This is a genomic window from Falsiruegeria sp. JB4-1, from assembly GCF_055693495.1.
The window spans coordinates 1,561,368-1,583,184 of record NZ_JBVFTZ010000001.1; the positions used below are offsets into that span (position 1 = coordinate 1,561,368).

The window sequence follows — 21,817 nt, forward strand, 5'->3', positions numbered from 1 at the left end:
GCTGTGCAAAGTGCAGATTACAGGAACTTGAGCTGTTGCAGGCAAACTTGAGAGATGCTTGAAAACACACCGCTTGGACAAGCGGACAACCATTCCCTTGAAAACAAATTTTATTGAGAGAGAATGGTGGGCGACCCCGGAATCGAACCAGGCGTGCGTCTCCGCGAGGGAGTTACAGTCCCCTGCCACACCTTGCGGCCTGTCGCCCACTTTCAGGCGTTGCGCCTGCTGTGGAGGCGTGATTACTAGCGCGCCAAAGGGGCGTCAACAGGAAAATTTCACCTAGGCGCGTGAAACTGAAATCAAGGCCCTGTGGCCGATAAAACGAGGCCGTCAAAAAATGAAGAAACCAAAGTGGGTCGTAGAAAAGGAACAGGCCCGCAAAGCGGCTGGTTCGGAAACTGTATGGTTGTTTGGCCTGCATGCCGTTCGGGATGCATTGATGAATCCCAAACGCGAAAAACTGCGCCTGATCGTGACCAAGAATGCAGCTGACAAATTGGCCGAGGCCATAACTGAATGCGGTATTGAACCCGAGGTGATTGACCCACGCAGGTTTACCGCCCCGATCGACAAGGGGTCGGTGCATCAGGGTGCGGCGTTGGAGGTCAAGCCATTGAATTGGGGCGGGCTGGCCGAGAACTGTATCGGGGCAGAGATACCGCGCGTCATATTGTTGGATCGGGTTACTGATCCCCATAATGTCGGGGCAATTTTGCGTTCGGCCGAGGTTCTTGGAGCCAGTGCGGTAATCGGCACACGGCATCATTCTGCACCAGAGACAGGTGCGCTGGCAAAGACTGCCAGCGGCGCATTGGAGCGGCAGCCTTATCTGCGGATGCGCAATCTGGCGGATACGATCGTGGAACTGCAACAAATGGGGTACGTGGTGCTTGGTTTGGATGGCGAAGCGGAGCTGACCATTGAAGCCGCCCTGGACGGTCGCAAGGATCAACCGGTGGCTTTGGTTTTGGGGGCCGAAGGGCCGGGACTGCGGCAAAAAACCAAAGAAACCGTGGATCAATTGGTGAAAATCGATGCTGCGGGTGGTTTTGGCTCGCTCAATGTCTCAAATGCTGCGGCAATCGCCCTATATGCATCCAGGGCACGCTGAGCGGTTCGCAACGACAGGAGGCATCCATTTCACATCCAACCAAGATTGCAACCTGTTGTTATTGCGGTACGCGGGCAGCATTGGTTCTGGGCGGTCGAGACCGCCACGAGCTTAGTTGTTCTGCCTGCGGGGCGCCTTTGCATAATCTCAAAATGCTCCGCAAATCCAAACAGGAAAAGGCGGTGAGCCATCAACCCGTTCACCACAAGGCCAAAAAGACCAAGAGCCGAAGCGTTCAATCTGACCGGGATTCATGCAAGGCCCGCAAGTCCCAAAAAAAGTCCAAGAAAAGAAAGAGTTTGATGTCGCGGTTCCTGGATGAAGCCTGGGATGCGGTGGAGGACATTTTCGATTGAGATCACGGACCCGAGACCCAAGTGACACGACTTGATCACAACCGCGTCAAAGGGGCTTGGCTGATGGGTTTCATGCGTTCATTTTAGGCGGCACACCTACGATCAAACGGATTCTCATGTTCCTTCGACGCAACATCTTGGCCAGCGCGACATGCGCACTTCTGCTTGCGGCCCCTGTGGCCAGGGCAGAACAGCTGCAGATATACTATGCGAACGACGGTGCGGCGATCGGAGGGTATGACACGGTATCCTATTTCATGGCTGAGACGCCGGTGATGGGGAACCCCAACATAGCCGTGATGTGGAAGGGGGCTGTCTGGTACTTTGCCAGCCACGAGAACCGTGAAGCCTTTGAGGCCAACCCCAAAGCCTATGCACCGCAATTCGGTGGCTACTGCGCCTATGCGGTGTCTCGTGGATACACCACAAGCACAGACCCAAATGCGTGGAAGATTGTCGACGGCAAGCTCTACCTTGTGCATTCCCAGGTGGTTGAAAACCTGTGGGAACGGGACGAGCAGGAAAACATCGAATTGGCGGAAGAGCATTGGCCACAGGTTTTGCGCAACTGAATTGAGCGACAGAATCGAATCATTCATACAGCCTGTGGTCGCGAAGTAAGTGCGTTTGAGCTTTGTTTTTCATACTGGATTTGGTGGTGTGACGCCCCTTTAGCTTCGGTTTTTGAAAAATCCTTCGAAAGTCATCAAAAAAATGTCACTTACCTCTTTTTTTATCCTCGCCTAGACTTAAATGACACAGTGACCGCGGAACGGAACTGCCGCGGGTCATTTCACTGTCCCTCGTTCCATACCTCGCGCCCATGGCATCGTTCCATGGGCGCTTTTTTCTTCCTTGCGACATGGTTAGCGTGCAGTCATGACCAGCTATTCTGACGACCATCTCACCACCATTCTGAAACGCACCAAGGTTATCGCCGTGGTGGGTGTTTCCATGAAACCGGTTCGGGCCAGCTATTATGTGGCGCGCTATCTGGGGCTCAAGGGCTACACCGTGATCCCGGTCAATCCCGGCCATGCGGGCAAGGTTCTGTTTGGTCAGACGGTGCGCGCAGGGCTGAATGAGGTGTCAGAGCCTGTGGACATGGTCGAAATCTTTCGCCGGTCCGAGGCGGTGCCGCCCATTGTGGATGAGGCGCTGGATCAGTTTCCCGATCTCAAGACCGTCTGGATGCAGATCGGAGTGGAACATGCCGAAGCCGCAGCCACAGCAGAAGCTCGTGGCGTCGATGTGATTCAGAATCGCTGTCCAAAAATCGAATACCAACGACTGTTTGGAGAACTGCGTATGGGCGGCTTTGCGACGGGTATCATTTCTTCAAAGCTGTGATGGCCTTTGAATTGAAGAGATTTCACTTAACACGCGCCTGAAACAGTATCGCATCCCTTTGCTTGTGGGGATCTACAAGCTCTTACTGAGAAACGGATGTCGGAAAACTTTCGGGGTATTTCTCGGCCAGAACTTCCAGCCTTGGGCGCCAGTTATATCGTGTATCGTCCTGTGTGGCGGCCCAAAACAGGTCGCCGCCATTGCGCCAAGGGTCCAGAATGACGCCTTCGTACATGGAATCTCCGCGTCTGCTGATCAGAGCGGTACTGTGATCGATGTTGAATACCGTCTTGGGCAAGGCAATCGCTCGGTGTACCTGCAATGTGCGAAAGTTTTCCTGCTTCAGGCGTCGCTCCATATCTTCAGCGTAGTGCACACAGAGACCACGGTCGGCGAAACCTTCGTTGACTTTGGCATTGTGGACGATGGGCGATGAGCTGACGCCATATTCAGTGGCCAGTTGACGCGAGTAAGAAAGCGCAACCTGCGCCGCTCGAAGTGCTTCATCCGGGTCAACTTCAGGACCGAGAGACTGCAGTTTCTGGGACAACTCGGCAACTTCGTTCTGAGTGACAGCCGATTGTGGCGCACCGCATCCACCGAGTAAAAAAACGGTCATACAGGCCAAGGCGGCCGTCAGGATTTTCATGAAAGGTTGGTCCCGGATTTGAACAAGTGGCTTCACAGAACCCTAGCAATATCGGGAACCGCCTGAAAAGGCATCATTTGTCTGTCCGGGCGGCCTTTTCCGATATCCCGCTTATTCCTTGTCGCCTTGCAAGTTCATTTAACACGTCTTGCAACGGAATATCGCGAGCGGCCAGCATCACCAGCAAGTGATAGAGCACATCTGCCGCCTCATATGTCAGGTTCTCGCGGTCGTCCTTGGCGGCGGCGATGATCGCCTCGATCGCTTCTTCGCCGAATTTCTCGGCGCATTTCTCGGGGCCTTTGGCCAGTAGCTTGGCGGTCCAGCTGCTGTCAGGGTTCGCGCCTTTGCGGCTTTCGATGATGTCGGCCAGTTCGTTCAGAATGCTCATGTCAGCCTCATCGGGATGCCAGCAGCGGCCATGTGTTCCTTGGCCTCTTGAATGGTGTAGTCGCCAAAGTGAAAGATCGACGCGGCAAGCACGGCGCTTGCACCGCCCTTGGTGACGCCCTCGACCAGGTGATCAAGGTTGCCGACCCCACCCGACGCGATCACCGGCACGTCCACCGCGTCACTGATCGCGCGCGTTAGCGGCAGGTTGAAGCCCGCTTTGGTCCCGTCGCGGTCCATCGAGGTCAGCAGGATCTCTCCTGCGCCTTTGGCGACCACGGTTTTGGCAAACTCCACCGCGTCGATGCCGGTTTCGCGGCGCCCACCGTGGGTAAAGATCTCCCACTTGCCGGGGCTGACGGTTTTGGCGTCGATGGCCACGACAATGCATTGGCTGCCGAACTGATCTGCGGCCTCGGCCACCACGTCCGGCCTTGCGACGGCGGCCGAGTTGAAGCTGACCTTGTCGGCACCGGCCAACAGCAGGTCACGCACGTCTTCTTTGGTTCGTACGCCACCGCCCACAGTCAGTGGGATATAGCACTGCTCGGCTGTGCGCCGGACCACGTCAAACATCGTGCCGCGATTTTCGTGAGTTGCATGAATGTCCAGAAAACACAGCTCATCTGCGCTAAGCCGCATCATAGGCCTTGGCCGATTCCACCGGATCGCCTGCATCGCGCAATCCGACAAAGTTCACACCTTTGACCACACGGCCGTCGGCGACATCAAGGCAGGGGATGATACGGGTCTTGAGCATAGGCATTCCTCTGGGTCGGGGCACGTGTAGCGGCAAACCCCTGCCGATGCCAGACTCGTGATTGGATGAAGCGCTGCAGGTGTGAAAACTGAACCATGAATTCAATCAAAGGAGGTTTCACAATGCGCGCTCTGATTTGGGCAGGAATACTAGCAATCACAGGTGGGGCAGCTATGGCTCAGGACATCATCAAGGTTAAGACCGACAAAACGGTGCAGGGTGCGATGGACGCCCTTGAAGCCGTAGTTGGCAAGGCTGGCGCAACGGTGTTTGCGCGCGTGGATCATGCGGCGGGGGCAGTGAAGGTGGACCTGGAGCTGGCCGACAGCCAGCTGCTGGTCTTTGGTAATCCCAAGCTGGGCACGCCCGCGATGCAGGTGGACCCGTTGGCGGGTTTGTTCCTGCCACTCAAGGTGCTGGCTTATCAGGACGCTGACGGACAGGTCTGGCTAGCCTATGAAGACCCCAAGCACACCATGAGCGATCTGAACGGTGTGAGCGACGCGCCGGTGGTCGAAAAGATGCAAGGCGCGTTGAAAAAGCTGACCACGGCCGCCTCGCAGTAACGGCGCGACGCCGGGATTCGGGCAAACCTTCCCTTCGTGTTAAAATGCGCGTGAAGGGAGGAACCCCATGCTGAAACAAATGACATTGGCCCTGACACTTTTTGCTGCGCCCGTAACTGCGGGCGAGATGATGAGCGCGCAGGATCTGATGCAGACTATTCCCGGTGCAACTTTGTCGGGGATTTCGAACGAGGATTATTCCAAGCGTTGGGTGCAGACCTACGGCCCCGGAGAGCTGTCCGGTAAGGGTGAGGGCACCTTTGGTGAGCGCGTCTATACCAGTTCCTGGTCGATCCGGCAGGATCTGTGGTGTGAAACGTGGAGCAACCGGTCCGAATGCTGGCGCATCGAACGCGTCAATGAGACCACTTTGCAGCCCTATGTCGGGCAGCAGAAACTGCCCAACGTCTGGACCATTGTTGAACCAGCTGGAGGTTAACCCTTGAGGGTTGCCAGAGCCTCTTTCAAATCCAAAGCGCCATCATAAAGGGCGCGGCCCGAAATGGCGCCATTCAAAGCGACACCGCAATCGCGCAGGGCAATCAGGTCGTCCAGCGAGCTGACGCCACCGCTGGCGATGACCGGGATCGATACGGCGCGGGCCAAGTCGGCAGTTGCTTCGATGTTGGGGCCTTGCATTGCACCATCGCGGTTGATGTCCGTGTAGATGATCGCCGCCACGCCAGCGTCCTCGAACGATTTTGCCAGTTCGGTCACCTGCACGTCGGTTTCCTCGGCCCAACCTTTGGTGGCGACCATGCCGTTGCGCGCGTCGATGCCAACGGCAACCTTGCCTGGAAATTCGCGCGCGGCTTCACGCACCAGATCGGGATTTTCGACCGCCACGGTACCGAGGATCACGCGGGCCAATCCTTTTTCAATCCAGGTCGCGATGGTGGCCATGTCACGGATGCCGCCGCCCAGCTGGGCGGGGACGTCGCAAGACGCCAGGATCGCCTCGACCGGGGCTGCATTGACCGGCTCACCGGCAAACGCACCGTTCAGATCCACCAAATGCAGCCATTCGCACCCTGCGTCCACAAAGGCGCGTGCTTGGGCCGCGGGATCGTCGTTGAACACGGTCGCCTTTTCCATTTCGCCGCGCAGCAGGCGCACGGCCTGTCCGTCCTTGAGGTCGATGGCAGGGTAGAGGATCATAGTGGGGCAGCCTTTCGCGTCACGTTTCGCGGCGATATGGCATGAGACCGCCCAAGGATGCAACGCGACCCAAAGTCAACCTTGCCAGATGCAGGGCATGCGCGCCACAGTCAGTCAAAACAGGGAGAAACGCTTATGAAACATCTGATCTTGGGCGCGGCACTGGGGCTTGGTTTTGCCGGTATGGCAGCAGCGGAACCGGTAGCGGGTATTTGGCAAACCGAAAAAGCCGACGATGGGGCCTATCTGCACGTTGCCATCGCACCATGCGGCAGCGCAATCTGTGGAACAATCAATACGGCCTTTGACAGCTCGGGCAACATGTCGCCCGAGTATGAGAACCTGGGCAAAAAGATGATCTGGGACATGACGCCAGACGGTGGTGGCTCTTATTCCGGTGGAAAAATCTGGGCCCCGGATTCAGACAAAACCTACAGTTCAAAAATGTCGCTCAGCGGCAATACACTCACCGTCAAAGGCTGTGTTGCAGGTGGTTTGATCTGTCGCGGTCAGGATTGGAAGCGCGTCAAGTAATTACGGCTTCCAGTTCAGGAAGTTCGCAATAAGCCGGAGCCCCGTGCTCTGGCTTTTTCCGGGTGGAATTGCATGCCCACCATCGTGTCACGCCCGATCACGGCGGTGACGTCGCCTGCATAATCCACGTGCGCCAGGCGTTCGGCCGGGTTGGTTACGCGGAAATGGTAGGAATGCACAAAATACGTGTGGTCGCCCGTTTCGATGCCATCAAACACCGGGTGAGGGTGATCAATAACCAGATCGTTCCACCCCATGTGCGGTACTTTCAGGGCGGGGTCTGAAGGTTCGATCTTGATCACGTCGCCCGCGATCCAGCCCAAACCGTCGGTTTCCCGGTATTCGTGCCCCTTGCTGGCCATCAGCTGCATGCCCACGCAGATGCCCAGAAACGGGCGGCCTTTGATCTCAACCGCTTCGACCATCGCGTCATAGATGCCTTTGTGTCCGCGCAATTCGGCTGCGCAGGCCGGAAAGGCGCCATCACCGGGCAACACCAATCGGTCAGCTTGTGCCACGACATCAGCGTCCGATGTCACAACAACCTCCCCGGCATCTGCCTCGCGCGCCATGCGTTGAAACGCTTTCTCTGCCGAGTGCAGATTGCCCGATTCATAGTCAATGATTACGGTCAGCATGAAGGGGCGCTCCGAGTGGTTAAAAGCTCGCACGCTGCCTAGCGCAATGGGTCACTGCTGCCAAGCCTTCAGCGGATGTGAAGCGCTTCTTGCATGATTTCAGGTTCCAGCGGGGTGCCTTCTGCGGTTGCGGCGTGTTGACGAAAGACCTTGAAGCCGGGTGGAACCATGGTGCCGCGCACGGCTTCATCTACGAAAATGAACTTGCTGTTGTCCGGCTCGAACTTGAACCAGCCAGGATCATCAAACGTCCCGGCATAGATACCTAACCGATCGGGCCAGCGTTCAAAGGTCAGATGGGTTTTTGTTCCGCAACGGTTGCAAAAATGAATGTTCACCGCTTTGCCACTGCCCGTTGAGATATGAGAATACTGGGTGGGTTCCCCTTGGACGACTTCGAATTGCGTCAGGTCAAAAGCTGGAAGGACAACCCCGTTTGTGCCACTTGCCTGCTGACAAAACTTGCAAAAGCAGGCGGTGACCCAAAGTGGTTCACCGGAAACGCGATATTTTACTTTGCCGCACAAGCAGCCGCCTTGATGACTTTGCATGCAATAGCCCCTGTGAAGGTTCTAGAGGAAGCCTATCACAGATGCGAGTTAGAGCGCGCCTTTGGTCGACGGGATCGCATCCGCCTTGCGTGGGTCGGTCTCGACTGCGGTGCGCAAAGCACGCGCCACAGCCTTGAATGCGGCCTCGGCGATGTGGTGGCTGTTGAACCCGTGCAACTGGTCGATGTGCAGGGTGATGCCGCCATGGGTGCTGAACGCCTGAAAGAATTCGCGCACCAGTTCAGTATCAAACGTGCCGATTTTCTGTGTCGGCAGGTCCACGTTCCAGATCAGGAAAGGGCGCGCTGACAGGTCCAGTGCACAGCGCACCTGAGCGTCATCCATCGGCAGGTGGCATTCGCCATAGCGGTTGATACCCTTCTTGTCCCCAATGGCTGCGGTCAGCGCCTGACCCAGGGCAATGCCTGTGTCCTCGACCGTGTGGTGATCGTCGATGTGATAATCACCCTTGGCACGGATTGTCATGTCGATCAGCGAGTGGCGCGCCAACTGGTCCAGCATGTGATCAAAGAACCCGACGCCGGTCTGGTTGTCATAAGCTCCGGTGCCGTCGAGGTTGATCTCGACCGAAATCTCGGTTTCGGCGGTCTGGCGGGTGATGGTGGCGCGGCGCATGGCGGTCTTTCCCTGATGGTCACGGGGCTGCTTATAGTCAAAACAGCCCGCGCATTGCCACCCCGAGCAGGCGACCTGCGACACAAGTGTTGCGCAAAACACCGATCCCGCAAGGGATTGCACCCACCCGCACAGCATGGCAGCTTGACCATAGATTAACTCCCCCGACAAAGGGCGCCCCAAATGGCCACGTGTGTTTTCATTCAGATCCGCTGCAAACCCGGCTCGACCTACAAGGTGGCCGAGGATATCGCCCTGCGCGAAATCCACTCTGAGCTTTATTCAACCAGCGGTGAATACGATCTGCTGCTTAAACTCTACATCCCCGAGGATGAGGACGTGGGTCACTACATCAACGAGCACCTGTTGGTGATCCCCAACATCGAACGATCCCTGACCACGATGACGTTCAAGGCGTTTTGAGCGTCTAACCCAACTCGAATGTGGTGACGCCATAAATTCGGCCCAGGTCAATATCGGGGGCCGGACCGGTGTACATGCGCGCGGTTTCAAACACCGGGGTCAACTCTAGGTCACGCGCAAGGGATAGGGCCGCCTTGTTCGGCTCGGGCACGTCCAGAAACACCTCCCTGTCATGATCGGCTGCGGGAACTGAGGCCAGCAAGGACCCGGCAAGGTCGCGCGCTATCTGCGACGTGTCGGCAAACAAGGGGCCGATCTTGTAACCGCTTCGACACGGCCGGATGACGCCGTATCCCTGAAGGGTGCCATGATCGACAACGGCGCGTGCTTCATGCCCATGTGTGCCCAGCCACATCGCCAGAAACGGAGTACGCGGGGCAGGGAAGGCGGCACGGTCGAAACGCTCTAGTTCAGCCGTGACGTGGCTCAGCGGTCTCGCATGGGCACTGTCGGGCAAGTTTGCCAAGGCCCGCCCGATTTGCCCGCCAAACCGGATGTTGCGATAGGCCAGCTCAAAGCCAGACTTGGCGTAATTTGCCTGTTCCTCTTGCACCCCATCCAGCCCGATCAGGCGGCGGCCCGCGTGTTTGACGGCAGCTTGCCACAAACGCAGCCCGGCTCCGCGTCCACGGTGGTCCGGGTGCACGATGTAGAAGCCCAGAAAGGCGAACTGCGTGTCGTAGTTGACGACCGAGATCGTGGCGATCAACTCTCCATCCAGAAATCCGCCCCAAAACCCCTCTGGATCGACTGACAGAAAGCATGCTCGATCTGACAGCCCCGGATTCCACCCCTCGTTTGCAGCCCAATCCACGGCAATCTGCACTTCGTCTGAGGAGAGGGGGCGGATGTAGTAGTCTGCGGACATGGGAAACACCTTGAGGGTTGAACACCCCAAGCATGACGCAGAACGCCCGTCGCCGCCAAGTCACCAATGTAGAGAAAGAGAGAAGATATTGGAGCGGGCGAGGCGATTCGAACGCCCGACCCTAACCTTGGCAAGGTTATGCTCTACCCCTGAGCTACGCCCGCAACCGATATCTTTTGTTCCCGGATGGGTTACCGGGATCTTGATGGAGCGGGCGAGGCGATTCGAACGCCCGACCCTAACCTTGGCAAGGTTATGCTCTACCCCTGAGCTACGCCCGCACTATCAAGTCTGTGCTCCGGATGGGTGATCCGGATCTCAATGGAGCGGGCGAGGCGATTCGAACGCCCGACCCTAACCTTGGCAAGGTTATGCTCTACCCCTGAGCTACGCCCGCCTCCTTGAGTGAGGCGTGAATTAGAATTTCTGAGGCCGTACCGCAAGAGCAAAAGTGCAGAAGGGCCAAAATTCTTTGTCAGAACGATGAGCCGGAAACCGTTTGTTCAGCCGTTTCATTCAAAGTGAATCCATCTAGCTCATTGTTGAACGAGGTAATCCATGGTTTTTGGAAAAATCTATGTGGTATTGGGGGCGTTGGTTGCATTCGGCTCCTTCGCGGTTCTAACCCCGGTCACAGGTGCGAAACAGCCTGAAGATCTGCCAGTCCTACAGCCGCCGACTCAGATCAAGATCACAGTTTTATCGTGACGCGGAGCAAGTCAGAGATATATCTGATTGTTTCCCGTTTTCGGACATTGCAATCAAATTGACCGGTATTGTTCGCGGCATGTTGCGTTCGAGATTGAACGCAACATGCTCTATTTGCGCTTTGATTTACTCGAGCTCGATGAGCAAATCTTTAGCGTCGATTTGGCCACCGGGTTGAACGTGCATGGCCTTGACGGTGGCCGATCGTTCAGCGTGGATGCCGGTTTCCATCTTCATTGCTTCAATGGTCAGCAGCAGATCGCCTTCGTTGACCTGTTGGCCTGCCTGTACGGCAACGCTGGCCACAACACCGGGCATCGGTGCGCCGATGTGGTCGGCATTGCCAACTTCGGCCTTGGGCCGCAGGATGGTCGAGGATTTGACCAAGCGGTTCGGCACCCGGATCACACGGGGCTGACCGTTTAGCTCAAAGAACACCTTCACTTCGCCGTTTTCGTCGGTCTCACCGAGGGCTTGCAGCCGGATCTCCAGCGTCTTGCCGGGGTCGATCTCGGCCGCGATCTCTTCGCCGGGCTCCATACCGTAGAAAAAGGTCTTGGTCGGCAGGGCCCGCACTGGGCCATAGGTGCGGTGGCGGCCCATGTAGTCCATGAAGACCTTGGGATACATCAGGTAGCCGTTCAGATCCTCGTCATCGACCACCTTGCCTTCAAGTTCTTTCGAAATTTGCGCGCGCAACGCATCCAGATCGACAGGCTCCGGGTGCTTGCCCGGACGTTCCGTGTTGGGCGCTTCACCTTTCAGCGCCTTGCCCACGATTGTGTCGGGGAAGCCGCCCGGAGGTTGCCCCAGATTGCCGCGCATCATGTCGATCACCGAATCCGGGAAGGCCACATCCGTCGATGGGTTTTCCACGTCATCTCGGCTCAATCCCTGACTCACCATCATCAGCGCCATGTCGCCAACCACCTTGGACGATGGTGTCACCTTGACGATGTCGCCGAACATCTGGTTCACGTCGGCATACATCTGCGCGACCTCGTGCCAGCGTTCTTCCAGCCCCAGCGAGCGGGCCTGTGCCTTGAGGTTGGTGAACTGACCGCCGGGCATCTCGTGCAGGTACACTTCGGACGCGGGCGCCTGCAGGCCGCTTTCAAAGGCAGCGTACTGGCCCCGAACGGCTTCAAAGTAATCGCTGATCTCGCGGATCGCCTTGATGTCCAATCCGGTGTCCCGATCGGTGTTGCGCAGCGCCTCGACCACCGAGCCAAGCGTCGCTTGGCTGGTGTTGCCCGAGAAGCTGTCCATCGCGCAATCGACCGCATCCACACCAGCCTCTGCGGCAGCAAGGATGGTCGCGGAGGCGATGCCCGCCGTGTCATGGGTGTGGAAGTGGATCGGCAACCCAACTTCCTCTTTCAGGGCTTTGATGAGCACGCGGGCAGCGGCGGGCTTCAATAGACCGGCCATGTCCTTCAACCCCAGCACATGCGCCCCTGCGTCTCGCAGTTCTTTGCCCATGGCGACATAGTATTTCAGGTCATACTTGGAGCGCTCTGGGTTCAGGATGTCGCCGGTGTAGCAGACGGTACCTTCGCAGATCTTGTTCTGCTCGATCACCGCATCCATCGCCACGCGCATGTTCTCGACCCAGTTCAGGCTGTCGAAGACGCGGAAGACGTCGATGTTCTTGGCCGCTTCCTTGACAAAAGCCTGCACCACATTGTCGGGATAGTTGGTGTAGCCAACCCCGTTCGAACCGCGCAGCAGCATCTGCGTCATCAGGTTCGGCATCGCCTCGCGCAGGTCGCGCAGACGCTGCCGGGGGCATTCCTGCAGGAACCTGTATGCCACGTCGAAGGTCGCGCCGCCCCAGCACTCGACCGAGAACAGCTGCGGAAGGTTCGACGCATAGGTCGGTGCCACGCGGATCATGTCAATCGAGCGCATACGCGTCGCCAGCAGCGACTGGTGCCCGTCGCGCATGGTGGTGTCGGTGATCAGCAGCTGGCGCTGCGCCTTCATCCAATCGGCCACCGCCTGCGGGCCTTTTTGCTCCAGCAGGTTGCGGGTGCCCATCATCGGCTCGGCCCGGCGTTCCGGTGCGCGCGGTATCTTCAGATCCGCTGCTGGCAGGGGGCGATCCTTGGTCTCGGGGTGCCCGTTCACCGTGATGTCGGCGATGTAGGTCAGCACCTTGGTGCCCCGGTCTCGGCGGCGTTTGAAATCAAACAGGTCCGGTGTCTCATCGATGAACTTGGTGGTGTATTCATTCGACAGGAACGTTGGGTGTTTCAGCAGGTTCTCGACAAAAGCAATATTGGTCGAGACACCGCGTACACGGAATTCCCGCAGCGCGCGGTCCATCCGGGCGATCGCCTTTTCGGGCGTCGGCGCCCAGGCAGTGACCTTGGTCAAGAGCGAGTCGTAATACCGCGTGATCACGCCGCCCGCATAGGCCGTGCCGCCGTCCAGGCGGATGCCCATGCCCGTGGCCGAGCGATAGGCGGTGATGCGGCCGTAATCAGGGATGAAGTTATTGAGCGGGTCTTCAGTGGTCACACGGGTCTGCAACGCATGGCCGTTCAGCCGGATCTCGTCCTGAGCGACCTTGCCAGTCGCCTCGGCCAGGGTCTTACCCTCGGCGATCAGGATTTGGGCCTGCACGATGTCGATGCCCGTGACTTCCTCGGTGACGGTGTGTTCGACCTGCACACGGGGGTTCACCTCGATGAAGTAGAACTTACCCGAGGCCATATCCATCAGAAACTCTACAGTGCCCGCGCACTCATAATTCACATGGGCGCAGATCTTGCGGCCCAGCTCGCAGATCTCGGCGCGCTGGTCTTCGGTCAGATACGGGGCAGGAGCGCGCTCAACCACTTTCTGGTTGCGGCGCTGGACCGAGCAATCACGTTCATAGAGGTGATAAATCTCGCCATGCTTGTCGCCCAGGATCTGCACCTCGACGTGGCGGGCGCGGGTGATCATCTTTTCAAGATACCCCTCGCCGTTTCCGAACGCGGCTTCAGCCTCGCGGCGGCCTTCGAGCACTTTTTCTTCCAACTCATCCGGGCCATAGATCGGGCGCATACCGCGCCCGCCGCCGCCCCAGGAGGCTTTCAGCATCAGCGGATAGCCAACTTCAGCCGCCTCGGCGCGGATCGCGTCCATGTCATCGCCCAGAACCTCGGTCGCCGGGATGACCGGAACACCGGCCTCAACCGCAACCCGACGGGCGCTGGCCTTGTCGCCAAGGGCACGCATGGTTTCGGCCTTGGGGCCGATGAAGGTGATGCCGTTCTTGGTGCAGGCGTCCACAAAGTCGGGGTTTTCCGAAAGCAGGCCATAGCCCGGATGGATCGCATCTGCGCCGCTTTCCTTGGCGACACGAATGATCTCATCAATGCTCAGGTAGGCAGCAACCGGCCCCATCCCTTCGCCAATGCGATACGCCTCGTCCGCTTTGAACCTGTGCAGGCCCAGCTTGTCTTCCTCGGCAAAGACGGCAACCGTCTTTTTGCCCATCTCATTGGCGGCCCGCATCACGCGGATCGCAATCTCTCCGCGGTTCGCGATCAGGATTTTCTTGAAGTCTGTCATGGCAGGTCCCGGCTCTCTTCGTTGGGCGTGGGTTTTAGGCGGACAATAAGCGTACGTATATTGGTAGTTCTGGGTAGAACCGGCATGTTATCGCTCGCAAACGCCGTTTTTTTCTGCGGTGCAGTGATTGCTTCGCGATTTAACTCAACTCCGACAGGGCTCGGACAGGTGGTAGATCTTTTAGTGTGGCCGCGCCGATCTGGCCCATGTTGGCGATCATGTCCTGTCTTAGCACATCGATCACGTGGGTTGGTCCGCGCGTTCCAAGTGCTGCAAGTGCGAAATGGATGGCACGTCCCAGCATCACAAAATCCGCGCCAGAGGCAATGGCGCGCAGGATGTCCAAGCCGCTTTCGACACCACTGTCAAAGATCAGCGGCAGCCGCGTCGCGGCCCGAATCGCAGGCAGGGCTTCGATCGACGCAGGGGCCCCGTCAAACTGACGACCTGCGTGGTTTGACACCCACAGCGCGTCGACGCCCGCATTTTCCAGCGGCTTGGCATCCTGGGGTCGCATCACACCCTTGATGATGAACGGGCCCTCCCAATGATCGCGCAGCCATTTCACATAGTCCATATCGGGTGAAGTGCGGAGCAGGTATCCGATGTGAGCAGTGGGGGGAGGTTCAATTGCTCGGAGACGTATTTGTCCAGTGTTCGCATGCGCGGCATGCCATCCTGGATCATTTCTTGCATCATGCCCATGGCCCAAGCGGGGCGCGTTGCAATCTGGGCCAGCAGGCGTGGGGTCAATTTGGGCGGCTGCGTCAAACCCGATCGTGTCTGACGCTCACGGCGCGAGGCGACAGGGATGTCCACAGTCAGCACCAATGTGGAAAAACCCGCTCGGCGGGCGCGATTTATTACATCTTGGCGGATTTCAGGGTCCTTGGGCGGGTACAACTGAAACCACGCGTGCGGTCCCACATGCGGTGCCAGCTCTTCCGGGCTGCGGCTGGCGACAGTGGACAGCGTATAGGGAATCCCGGCTTGTGCGGTGGCTCGTGCCAATAGCGCTTCTGCTCCAGGCCAGATTAGGCCGGACATGCCAATAGGGGCCGCGCCAAAGGGTAGGGGAAAGTCCTGCCCCAGAAGGCGGGTTGATAGCTCGCTTTGCAGCGCGCCATGCAGGATCGAGGGCTCAAACCCGATGCGGTCGAGTGCATTTCGGTTGCGGGCTTTGGTGGCTTCGACCCCCGTGCCGCTGTCCAGGTATTCCCAGACAAATTTGGGCAGCCGTCGTTTGGCCCGCCATTTCAGGTCCATGACGCCGGGATAGGTGCTGTGCAGATCCATGCCGATTGATCGGATGCAACGGGCGATTCTGCAAGCGCCTGGCTTTATTCTGCCGCGATTTGAGGTTGTTCTTTGTTTTCTTCGGCCTGATGCGGCAAGGTCGCGATGCGCACCTGATTGCGCCCTTTGGCCTTCGCATCATAAAGTGCGTCATCCGCCGAGCGCATCAGGTCCTGAGGCATGGTGCCGTGGGTCGGGTAATGCGCGAGTCCAAGGGAAATCGTGATGCGCGGCAGTGTCTTATCTCCATAACGAACGGCAATGTCCTCGACCGCCTTGCGCAGTTTTTCGGCGCGGCTCTGCACTTCGGACGGGCTGTTGTCGGGCAAGATCAGGGTGAATTCCTCACCACCCATGCGGCAGGCGATTTCATCACCGTCGCACGATTGCTGTAGTACCGATCCCACGGCCCGAAGCACCATGTCGCCTGCATCGTGGCCATGGTTGTCATTGAATTTCTTGAAGTGATCGACATCCACAGCGACCAGGCTGATCGATGCCCCACTGGCCTGACTGCGGGAAATGAGTTTACGCAATTGGTCGGTCATGTGGCGACGGTTGTACAGGCCGGTAAGCGGATCCCGTACGGATTGGTCGTGCAACTGGTCACGCATCCGCACGTTAGCAATGGCCATGCTGATCTGTTCTGCGCACATCTGCGCCAGCTTCTTGTTCTGGGCCAGAATCCCCTCGCTTTCGTGCTGCGCGCGCAGGTGCATCAGGCCAACTGTTTCCCCATGCGCCAGAATTGGAAAGCAGAAATAGGGGCGGCCATCATGCGGTTCGGCATGTTCGCAGACAAAGTCCACCTCTGTGGCGCCATATTCATAGGTCCGCCCGCGACGCAGGCCCCAGCAACCGTCGGGGTGGATGTGATCCTTATGCGTGCCGCCATTCCAACTGGCGCTGCCGTCCAGCACGTCGCGCGAGTTGGAGTAGACATAGACGCTCCCCTCGGCATCGGGCAGAATGTGCGTCATGAATTTAGCAACCATGTCAAAGAGTTCGTCCAATGACCGGCTGGATTGCAGCCACTCGTTCAACTCTCCCAGCAAGCGCACTTCACGGGCCAAACGCAATTGTTCGTCCATCAGCTCGCGTTCGCTTTGAGAGCGGGCGCGTAGCGAGTTGATCTGATGGCGGTTGGTGCGAAACAGGACCAAAGTCACAATTGTCATCGCGGCCAGAGCAACGCCGCACAACGCGCCAAGCAGCAACCGGACTCGCCAGATGAAGGTTTCGCGAAGCTCGGTGATGTCTGTATAAAATTCGATTGCGCCCAGAAACTTGCTGTTGTGCATGACCGGCACGAACACTTCGGCCACGTGGTGATCCATCTGCGCCCCAACAAGGCCCGAGTGCAGGATCAGGTCATCGATCTCCGAAGCTGGGACCTCCTCATGGGCATAGTAGACCTCGCCGTTCTTCAAAGTTCCGGTAAAGTAGGATTTGGTGTTGGTTGTGCCGACGTCCGAAGCACGGGTGGACCAGAAAACAGTGCCATCGGCGTGGAACAACTTGAACCGGTACACATCCGAGGCTTCGGGCATAAGCTCCAGGAACTCCTGATCATGTAAGCCTATCACGCCGGTTTGAAACGTCGCTTCGGGGCTTTCCATGTGCAGCAGAACGCGGCGCTTCCACATTTCGGATTGTTTGCGAATGTCTGCTTCGAGCATGCTGTCGACGATCGGGGTCGGCAATGTGTAGACGCCCCATGCGGCTGCCACGATCATCGTTATCAACAATATACCCGCGCTCGCCCACTTCAGCTGCCGTGCAGCCGAAGCCTTGTATTCCGTCGTCATCGTTTCGCGCTCCCGTACTTCAGCTGGAAACATGTGAAGCAGAGGTTGAGATGAAGTTAACAAGAGACCTTCTGGTCCCTCAAACCTGTACACGGGTTTGTGCAAATTCTGCTCAAATTGCGCCAGAATCGCGAACATGTCGTGAACAAACCCTTTCCCTTCGGTGAATTCCCAATTACTTTGCAGGCATGAGCAGCTTTGACGAAATGGACGCCTTTGAAGGCGCCGCGCAGCAACCTTCCCTTTCCGCGCGCGCGATGGCCGCGCGGCCGATGCCCTATCTGGATGACCTCAATCCGGCGCAGCGAGAAGCCGTTGAAATGCTGGACGGTCCGGTGCTGATGCTGGCCGGGGCCGAGCACAGGCAAAACCAAGGCTCTGACAACACGCATTGTCCATCTGCTCAATACCCACAAGGCTCGCCCAAACGAGATTCTGGCCGTGACCTTCACCAACAAGGCCGCGCGCGAGATGAAGAACCGCGTGGGCCGCATGTTGGGCCAACCGGCCGAGGGAATGCCCTGGCTTGGGACGTTTCACTCTATCTGCGTCAAGCTGCTCAGGCGACATGCCGAACTTGCAGGACTGAAATCGAATTTTACCATTTTGGACACCGACGATCAGCTGCGTTTGATCAAGCAACTGGTGCAGGCAGCGGGGGTCGACGACAAGCGCTGGCCCGCGCGGCTGCTGTTGAACGTCATTGATGGCTGGAAAAACCGCGCTTTGACGCCGGACAAGGTACCCACGGCGGACGCCGGGGCCTATGACAACAAGGGTGTCGCGCTTTACGCGCAATACCAAACCCGTCTGAAAGAGCTGAACGCCGTCGATTTCGGCGATCTGCTTTTGCATGTCGTCACCATCTTTCAGGCGCACCCAGATGTGCTGGAACAGTACCAACGCTGGTTCCGCTACATCATGGTCGATGAATATCAGGATACGAACGTGGCCCAATATCTGTGGCTGCGGCTGCTGGCGGGGAAGCATAAGAACATCTGCTGCGTGGGCGACGATGATCAGTCGATTTATGGCTGGCGCGGGGCCGAAGTGGGCAACATCTTGCGGTTCGAAAAGGATTTCCCGGGCGCGCATGTGGTGCGGCTGGAGCAGAACTATCGCTCGACCCCTCATATCCTTGCCGCCGCATCCAACGTCATTCGCGGCAATGAAAACCGCTTGGGCAAAGAACTGTGGACCGCAGCGGATGAGGGCGAAAAGGTTCGCCTGATCGGTCATTGGGATGGCGAGGAAGAGGCGCGCTGGATCGGCGAAGAGATCGATGCGATGCAGGGTGGTACGCGCGGCATGCGTCCCTTTAGTCTGGATGACATTGCGATTCTCGTGCGTGCCTCGCACCAGATGCGTGCGTTCGAAGATCGGTTTCTGACCATTGGTCTGCCCTACAAGGTGATCGGCGGCCCGCGCTTCTATGAGCGGCTAGAGATTCGCGATGCCATGGCCTATTTCCGGCTGGTGGTGTCGCCTGATGATGATCTGGCATTTGAACGCATCGTCAACACACCCAAGCGCGGTCTTGGCGACAAGGCACAGCAAACCATCCAGATCGCTGCACGCTCGAACGGGGTGTCTTTGGTTGATGGTGCGCGGATCGCTTTGGATCAGGGGTTGATCAAAGGCAAAGGTGCTGGCGCTCTGCGCAAACTGGTCGAAGATCTGGCCCGCTGGCGCACCATGACACGCGGGCCTGTGATCGAGGCCAATGAAGATGAGGTGATCGACGACGGAGGCGAGCCGCAATTGGCGTTTGGCCAGCCAGAGGTCAGCCACATCGAGCTTGCACAGATCGTTTTGGACGAATCCGGCTACACCACCATGTGGCAGAATACTAAAACGCCCGAAGCTCCGGGACGGTTGGAAAACCTCAAGGAACTGGTGAACCAACTGGACAATTTCGAGAACCTGCAAGGGTTCCTGGAGCATGTCAGCCTGGTGATGGACAACGAACAGGAATCAGATGGCGCCAAAGTGTCGATCATGACCTTGCACGCGGCCAAAGGCTTGGAATTTCCGGCTGTCTTTCTGCCGGGATGGGAGGATGGATTATTCCCCTCGCAACGCTCAATGGACGAATCCGGTCTCAAGGGCCTCGAAGAGGAACGCCGCCTGGCTTACGTGGGAATCACCCGCGCCGAAGAGCTGTGCACGATTTCCTTTGCCGCCAATCGGCGGGTGTTCGGGCAATGGCAAAATTCCATGCCGTCCCGGTTTGTCGATGAGCTGCCTGAGGATCACGTTGACGTCCTTACCCCATCCGGCCTGTACGGTGGTGGTGCGGTCGGCGTCAGTTCGCAAGGCATCGAAACTCGCGCGGCCGAGGCGAATGTCTACAACTCGCCGGGATGGAGGCGACTTCAAGCCCGGCAAGGGCAACGGGGATTGTCGCAACCCAAAGAGAGCAGAAGCCCTGTGATCGATCTGAATGCAGTGTCCAGCTTTACGCTTGGAGAGCGCGTATTTCACCAGAAATTCGGCTATGGTGCGGTGATCGGGATCGAAGGCGACAAGCTTGAGATCGAGTTCGAAAAGGCAGGCACCAAAAAGGTCGTGGCCAAGTTCCTGTCGGCCAGCGACGACGTGCCGTTTTAAAGACCATCAACGATGATTGCGTTGGTTGATGCCGTGGCGTGCCGGATGCGCGCAAGCTCGACATAGTCGGGATCGTTCTTCCACGCATAGGCTGTTTCCAGGTCTGGGAATTCCATCAACACCACGCTCCCCTCGGGCCAGTCCCCTTCGACACAGTCGACGGTTTTAGATGAAACCGTGAGCAGGCGGCCCTTGTGTCGTTCAAAGATCGGCATGAACCCCTTGAGGTACTCCTGGTACCCTTCGCTGTCGTGAATGTTCAGCTGTGCAAAGAAATAGGCAGGCATCTTGAGCTCCCTGGCTGCAGAGGCCTCCAGCATACCACCCCTTACTAAGAACAAAAAACGGCGGTTCCCAGGGAGGAGGAGGGGAACCGCCGTTCATGACAACATCGAGACAGGGAGGAGGAGAGCCCCGATGTATTCGAACCCGGGTTTGAGCCCGGTATGAGGTCGCGGCGGCTTCAGGGAGGAGGAGGAAGCCACCGCGCGCTTTCAACATCCAAGGCCAGGGAGGAGGAGAGGCCCGGATGTATCCGCGTTCCGGCGTCATTAGGCCGGTATGGGGTCACGGTGACGCCAGGGAGGAGGCGGGCGCCACCGTTCGCTTTCAACACCAAGGTCAGGGAGGAGCGACCCGGTGTATCTGCATCCGGCATCATCAGGGCCGGTATTAAGTCGCGGCGACATCAGGGAGGAGGACGATGTCGCCGCTTAACTCAGGTCCCAGGGAGGAGGAGAGACCTGAATTCAGTATCTTGTGCCGCTTAGCGCGCGGCGTATTCCGCCGATGCTTGTTCGGCGACGCGTTTGATCATTGAGCGGTGCAGGCCAAGATCGGCCAGCTCACGCGCCGACAGGGCGCTCAGCTCGTTAACAGTGCGACGGTACATCCGGTTGCGGATATAGCGGGTTTTTGCGGCCTCGATCATTGCAGAGAAGCCGGAGAATGTTGCGCCTTTGGCGGCAGTGTAGTCGCTGGTGACAGCCATGTTCTTTACCTATCGTCGTATCGTCTGTTCCGCGTCGGTGCGGCGTTTGCTTGAGATTGAAAATAAGGAAATGCTGCAGGTGCACAATGGCTTGCCGTGTCAATGCCGCTATGCAGCAATTGCATAGATTGCTTCATGAAATCACGGCCTTCTCGGAACACACTTGTTTTATTGGGGTTTTGATGTGCCTGATACGTTCTTACGGCAAGGAATTTCCTGTCACAAATGATCAAGCGCCTGTTTCTTACGCAGCGTGACGCAAATCCGGCCCTTGAAAAAACTTTGCCAATACTTCGTGCGATCGACTCACTCGATGTGCCCTTGACGTGAGTTGGGTGGGCTGCCGATGGGAAAACACGGGAGGGATTGCATGGGATACTTGGGAATTCATGGGACCATGTTCCCAGGGGCTAGTGTTTGTGGCGAAAATGGTGGTCGAATCCTAAAGGCTCACTTAAATTGGACCGCTGTTTAGCTGTATTTTCACCCGCGAGAGATTTTTTGGGAAACGATGGGAAAAACTTTAGTGGTTTCGATTTGTCTATATGTAGATAAAGGCATTTCTCAAGTAACTATATGATGTGCATGTGTCGCCGATTGGAAGGTTGACTATACTCTGCCAATTAGTCAGTTTCACGAGTCTCTCCAAAATTTCCTATTGATTTCCATGAATTCCCATGGCATCCCTTGTTCATCGGATGAGAACGAGACGACACGGGACGCCAAACGATCCCAAACCAACAATAAGCAGGTTTCATACAGGCGCTTCGCTTTCATCAGAACCAAGAGATCCGGCGCGCGAGCGAGCAGACATCCCCCAGGTGGCGCGCGCAGTCGGACATCCCCG

19 protein-coding genes, 4 tRNA genes and 3 pseudogenes are annotated in these 21,817 nt (G+C 57.6%); 9 read left to right on the top strand and 17 right to left on the bottom strand.

The annotated features are described in order from the left end of the window. Nucleotides 1-124: 124 nt before the first annotated feature. Nucleotides 125-208 (bottom strand) — tRNA-Tyr (locus ACZ1HE_RS08045). A gap of 132 nt (nt 209-340) precedes the next feature. On the opposite strand from ACZ1HE_RS08045, the gene rlmB reads away from it, so the two are divergent. The 4 genes from rlmB (at nt 341) to ACZ1HE_RS08065 (ending at nt 2,820) form a co-directional block, all read left to right on the top strand. Next, nucleotides 341-1,114 (top strand): 23S rRNA (guanosine(2251)-2'-O)-methyltransferase RlmB, encoded by a 774-nt coding sequence (gene rlmB, locus ACZ1HE_RS08050; protein WP_472620307.1) that lies wholly within the window; start codon nt 341-343, stop codon nt 1,112-1,114. 26 nt (nt 1,115-1,140) lie between these two features. Continuing rightward, a complete protein-coding gene (locus ACZ1HE_RS08055; protein ID WP_472624403.1) occupies nt 1,141-1,470 on the top strand; it encodes a hypothetical protein in 330 nt (109 codons plus the stop codon). Nucleotides 1,471-1,586: 116 nt separating this feature from the next. Beyond that, nucleotides 1,587-2,042, top strand: a complete 456-nt coding sequence (locus ACZ1HE_RS08060) for a YHS domain-containing (seleno)protein (protein WP_472620308.1) — start codon at nt 1,587-1,589, stop codon at nt 2,040-2,042. Nucleotides 2,043-2,349: 307 nt separating this feature from the next. Then, nucleotides 2,350-2,820 (top strand): CoA-binding protein, encoded by a 471-nt coding sequence (locus ACZ1HE_RS08065; RefSeq protein WP_472620309.1) that lies wholly within the window; start codon nt 2,350-2,352, stop codon nt 2,818-2,820. A gap of 82 nt (nt 2,821-2,902) precedes the next feature. On the opposite strand, the gene ACZ1HE_RS08070 is transcribed toward ACZ1HE_RS08065, so the two are convergent. The 3 genes and pseudogenes from ACZ1HE_RS08070 to hisF all read right to left on the bottom strand — a co-directional run bounded on the left by ACZ1HE_RS08070 (nt 2,903) and on the right by hisF (nt 4,619). Further along, nucleotides 2,903-3,469 (bottom strand): putative periplasmic lipoprotein, encoded by a 567-nt coding sequence (locus tag ACZ1HE_RS08070; protein ID WP_472620310.1) that lies wholly within the window; start codon nt 3,467-3,469, stop codon nt 2,903-2,905. 73 nt (nt 3,470-3,542) lie between these two features. Beyond that, entirely contained in the window at nt 3,543-3,860 is a 318-nt protein-coding gene (locus tag ACZ1HE_RS08075; protein WP_472620311.1) for a phosphoribosyl-ATP diphosphatase, read from the bottom strand. Further along, nucleotides 3,857-4,619 (bottom strand): annotated as a pseudogene (hisF, locus tag ACZ1HE_RS08080) (imidazole glycerol phosphate synthase subunit HisF). Before hisF ends, ACZ1HE_RS08075 begins: the two are co-directional and overlap by 4 nt. A gap of 122 nt (nt 4,620-4,741) precedes the next feature. On the opposite strand from hisF, the gene ACZ1HE_RS08085 reads away from it, so the two are divergent. Both ACZ1HE_RS08085 and ACZ1HE_RS08090 read left to right on the top strand, forming a co-directional pair. Further along, nucleotides 4,742-5,185: a DUF302 domain-containing protein gene (locus ACZ1HE_RS08085; protein WP_472620312.1), complete on the top strand. Its 444-nt coding sequence runs from the start codon at nt 4,742-4,744 to the stop codon at nt 5,183-5,185. Nucleotides 5,186-5,252: 67 nt separating this feature from the next. Next, nucleotides 5,253-5,624 carry a hypothetical protein gene (locus ACZ1HE_RS08090; RefSeq protein ID WP_472620313.1) on the top strand — a complete coding sequence of 124 codons (372 nt, stop codon included), beginning with the start codon at nt 5,253-5,255 and terminating at the stop codon, nt 5,622-5,624. Here ACZ1HE_RS08090 and hisA read toward each other — a convergent pair. Next, nucleotides 5,621-6,343, bottom strand: coding sequence for a 1-(5-phosphoribosyl)-5-[(5-phosphoribosylamino)methylideneamino]imidazole-4-carboxamide isomerase (gene hisA, locus ACZ1HE_RS08095; RefSeq protein WP_472620314.1), 723 nt, complete (start codon nt 6,341-6,343; stop codon nt 5,621-5,623). The two genes, ACZ1HE_RS08090 and hisA, sit on opposite strands and share 4 nt — an antisense overlap. A 135-nt stretch (nt 6,344-6,478) precedes the next feature. Here hisA and ACZ1HE_RS08100 point away from each other — a divergent pair, with 135 nt between their 5' ends. Continuing rightward, entirely contained in the window at nt 6,479-6,877 is a 399-nt protein-coding gene (locus tag ACZ1HE_RS08100) for a DUF2147 domain-containing protein (RefSeq protein ID WP_472620315.1), read from the top strand. On the opposite strand, the pseudogene hisH reads toward ACZ1HE_RS08100, so the two are convergent. The 3 genes and pseudogenes from hisH to hisB all read right to left on the bottom strand — a co-directional run bounded on the left by hisH (nt 6,878) and on the right by hisB (nt 8,702). Beyond that, a pseudogene (gene hisH / locus ACZ1HE_RS08105) lies at nt 6,878-7,515 on the bottom strand (imidazole glycerol phosphate synthase subunit HisH). A 68-nt stretch (nt 7,516-7,583) separates the two neighbouring features. After that, complete coding sequence (locus ACZ1HE_RS08110; RefSeq protein ID WP_472620316.1) at nt 7,584-8,066, bottom strand: GFA family protein; 483 nt, start codon at nt 8,064-8,066, stop codon at nt 7,584-7,586. A 48-nt stretch (nt 8,067-8,114) separates the two neighbouring features. Further along, complete coding sequence (gene hisB / locus ACZ1HE_RS08115) at nt 8,115-8,702, bottom strand: imidazoleglycerol-phosphate dehydratase HisB (RefSeq protein ID WP_472620317.1); 588 nt, start codon at nt 8,700-8,702, stop codon at nt 8,115-8,117. Nucleotides 8,703-8,885: 183 nt separating this feature from the next. Here hisB and ACZ1HE_RS08120 point away from each other — a divergent pair, with 183 nt between their 5' ends. Further along, nucleotides 8,886-9,125 carry an Lrp/AsnC ligand binding domain-containing protein gene (locus tag ACZ1HE_RS08120; RefSeq protein ID WP_472620318.1) on the top strand — a complete coding sequence of 80 codons (240 nt, stop codon included), beginning with the start codon at nt 8,886-8,888 and terminating at the stop codon, nt 9,123-9,125. A gap of 4 nt (nt 9,126-9,129) precedes the next feature. Here ACZ1HE_RS08120 and ACZ1HE_RS08125 read toward each other — a convergent pair whose 3' ends face one another. From ACZ1HE_RS08125 to ACZ1HE_RS08155, 7 genes and pseudogenes are all read right to left on the bottom strand, one after another. Then, on the bottom strand, nt 9,130-9,993 hold the full coding sequence (locus ACZ1HE_RS08125; RefSeq protein ID WP_472620319.1) for a GNAT family N-acetyltransferase: 864 nt from the start codon (nt 9,991-9,993) through the stop codon (nt 9,130-9,132). A gap of 89 nt (nt 9,994-10,082) precedes the next feature. Then, nucleotides 10,083-10,157, bottom strand: a tRNA-Gly gene (locus tag ACZ1HE_RS08130). Nucleotides 10,158-10,199: 42 nt separating this feature from the next. Beyond that, nucleotides 10,200-10,274: transfer RNA gene (locus ACZ1HE_RS08135), tRNA-Gly, on the bottom strand. A gap of 41 nt (nt 10,275-10,315) precedes the next feature. Continuing rightward, nucleotides 10,316-10,390 (bottom strand) — tRNA-Gly (locus ACZ1HE_RS08140). Between the two features lie 437 nt (nt 10,391-10,827). Then, on the bottom strand, nt 10,828-14,265 hold the full coding sequence (locus ACZ1HE_RS08145; RefSeq protein ID WP_472620320.1) for a pyruvate carboxylase: 3,438 nt from the start codon (nt 14,263-14,265) through the stop codon (nt 10,828-10,830). 139 nt (nt 14,266-14,404) lie between these two features. Beyond that, nucleotides 14,405-15,561: pseudogene (locus tag ACZ1HE_RS08150) on the bottom strand (alpha-hydroxy acid oxidase). A gap of 44 nt (nt 15,562-15,605) precedes the next feature. Next, nucleotides 15,606-17,369 carry a sensor domain-containing diguanylate cyclase gene (locus ACZ1HE_RS08155; protein WP_472620321.1) on the bottom strand — a complete coding sequence of 588 codons (1,764 nt, stop codon included), beginning with the start codon at nt 17,367-17,369 and terminating at the stop codon, nt 15,606-15,608. Between the two features lie 399 nt (nt 17,370-17,768). On the opposite strand from ACZ1HE_RS08155, the gene ACZ1HE_RS08160 reads away from it, so the two are divergent. Beyond that, nucleotides 17,769-19,979: an ATP-dependent helicase gene (locus ACZ1HE_RS08160; RefSeq protein ID WP_472624405.1), complete on the top strand. Its 2,211-nt coding sequence runs from the start codon at nt 17,769-17,771 to the stop codon at nt 19,977-19,979. Here ACZ1HE_RS08160 and ACZ1HE_RS08165 read toward each other — a convergent pair. Further along, entirely contained in the window at nt 19,976-20,266 is a 291-nt protein-coding gene (locus ACZ1HE_RS08165) for a DUF1330 domain-containing protein (protein WP_472620322.1), read from the bottom strand. The genes ACZ1HE_RS08160 and ACZ1HE_RS08165 overlap by 4 nt on opposite strands. Nucleotides 20,267-20,745: 479 nt before the next feature. Then, on the bottom strand, nt 20,746-20,970 hold the full coding sequence (locus ACZ1HE_RS08170) for a DUF1127 domain-containing protein (protein ID WP_472620323.1): 225 nt from the start codon (nt 20,968-20,970) through the stop codon (nt 20,746-20,748). Nucleotides 20,971-21,817: the final 847 nt, after the last annotated feature.

Excerpts from the sequence above, each read along its gene's own strand:
- rlmB (WP_472620307.1), top strand. The coding sequence starts at position 341 with ATGAAGAAACCAAAGTGGGTCGTAGAAAAGGAACAGGCCCGCAAAGCG.
- ACZ1HE_RS08060 (WP_472620308.1), top strand. The coding sequence starts at position 1,587 with ATGTTCCTTCGACGCAACATCTTGGCCAGCGCGACATGCGCACTTCTG.
- ACZ1HE_RS08065 (WP_472620309.1), top strand. The coding sequence starts at position 2,350 with ATGACCAGCTATTCTGACGACCATCTCACCACCATTCTGAAACGCACC.
- ACZ1HE_RS08070 (WP_472620310.1), bottom strand. The coding sequence starts at position 3,469 with ATGAAAATCCTGACGGCCGCCTTGGCCTGTATGACCGTTTTTTTACTC.
- ACZ1HE_RS08075 (WP_472620311.1), bottom strand. The coding sequence starts at position 3,860 with ATGAGCATTCTGAACGAACTGGCCGACATCATCGAAAGCCGCAAAGGC.
- ACZ1HE_RS08085 (WP_472620312.1), top strand. The coding sequence starts at position 4,742 with ATGCGCGCTCTGATTTGGGCAGGAATACTAGCAATCACAGGTGGGGCA.
- ACZ1HE_RS08090 (WP_472620313.1), top strand. The coding sequence starts at position 5,253 with ATGCTGAAACAAATGACATTGGCCCTGACACTTTTTGCTGCGCCCGTA.
- hisA (WP_472620314.1), bottom strand. The coding sequence starts at position 6,343 with ATGATCCTCTACCCTGCCATCGACCTCAAGGACGGACAGGCCGTGCGC.
- ACZ1HE_RS08100 (WP_472620315.1), top strand. The coding sequence starts at position 6,479 with ATGAAACATCTGATCTTGGGCGCGGCACTGGGGCTTGGTTTTGCCGGT.
- ACZ1HE_RS08110 (WP_472620316.1), bottom strand. The coding sequence starts at position 8,066 with ATGCAAAGTCATCAAGGCGGCTGCTTGTGCGGCAAAGTAAAATATCGC.
- hisB (WP_472620317.1), bottom strand. The coding sequence starts at position 8,702 with ATGCGCCGCGCCACCATCACCCGCCAGACCGCCGAAACCGAGATTTCG.
- ACZ1HE_RS08120 (WP_472620318.1), top strand. The coding sequence starts at position 8,886 with ATGGCCACGTGTGTTTTCATTCAGATCCGCTGCAAACCCGGCTCGACC.
- ACZ1HE_RS08125 (WP_472620319.1), bottom strand. The coding sequence starts at position 9,993 with ATGTCCGCAGACTACTACATCCGCCCCCTCTCCTCAGACGAAGTGCAG.
- ACZ1HE_RS08145 (WP_472620320.1), bottom strand. The coding sequence starts at position 14,265 with ATGACAGACTTCAAGAAAATCCTGATCGCGAACCGCGGAGAGATTGCG.
- ACZ1HE_RS08155 (WP_472620321.1), bottom strand. The coding sequence starts at position 17,369 with ATGACGACGGAATACAAGGCTTCGGCTGCACGGCAGCTGAAGTGGGCG.
- ACZ1HE_RS08165 (WP_472620322.1), bottom strand. The coding sequence starts at position 20,266 with ATGCCTGCCTATTTCTTTGCACAGCTGAACATTCACGACAGCGAAGGG.
- ACZ1HE_RS08170 (WP_472620323.1), bottom strand. The coding sequence starts at position 20,970 with ATGGCTGTCACCAGCGACTACACTGCCGCCAAAGGCGCAACATTCTCC.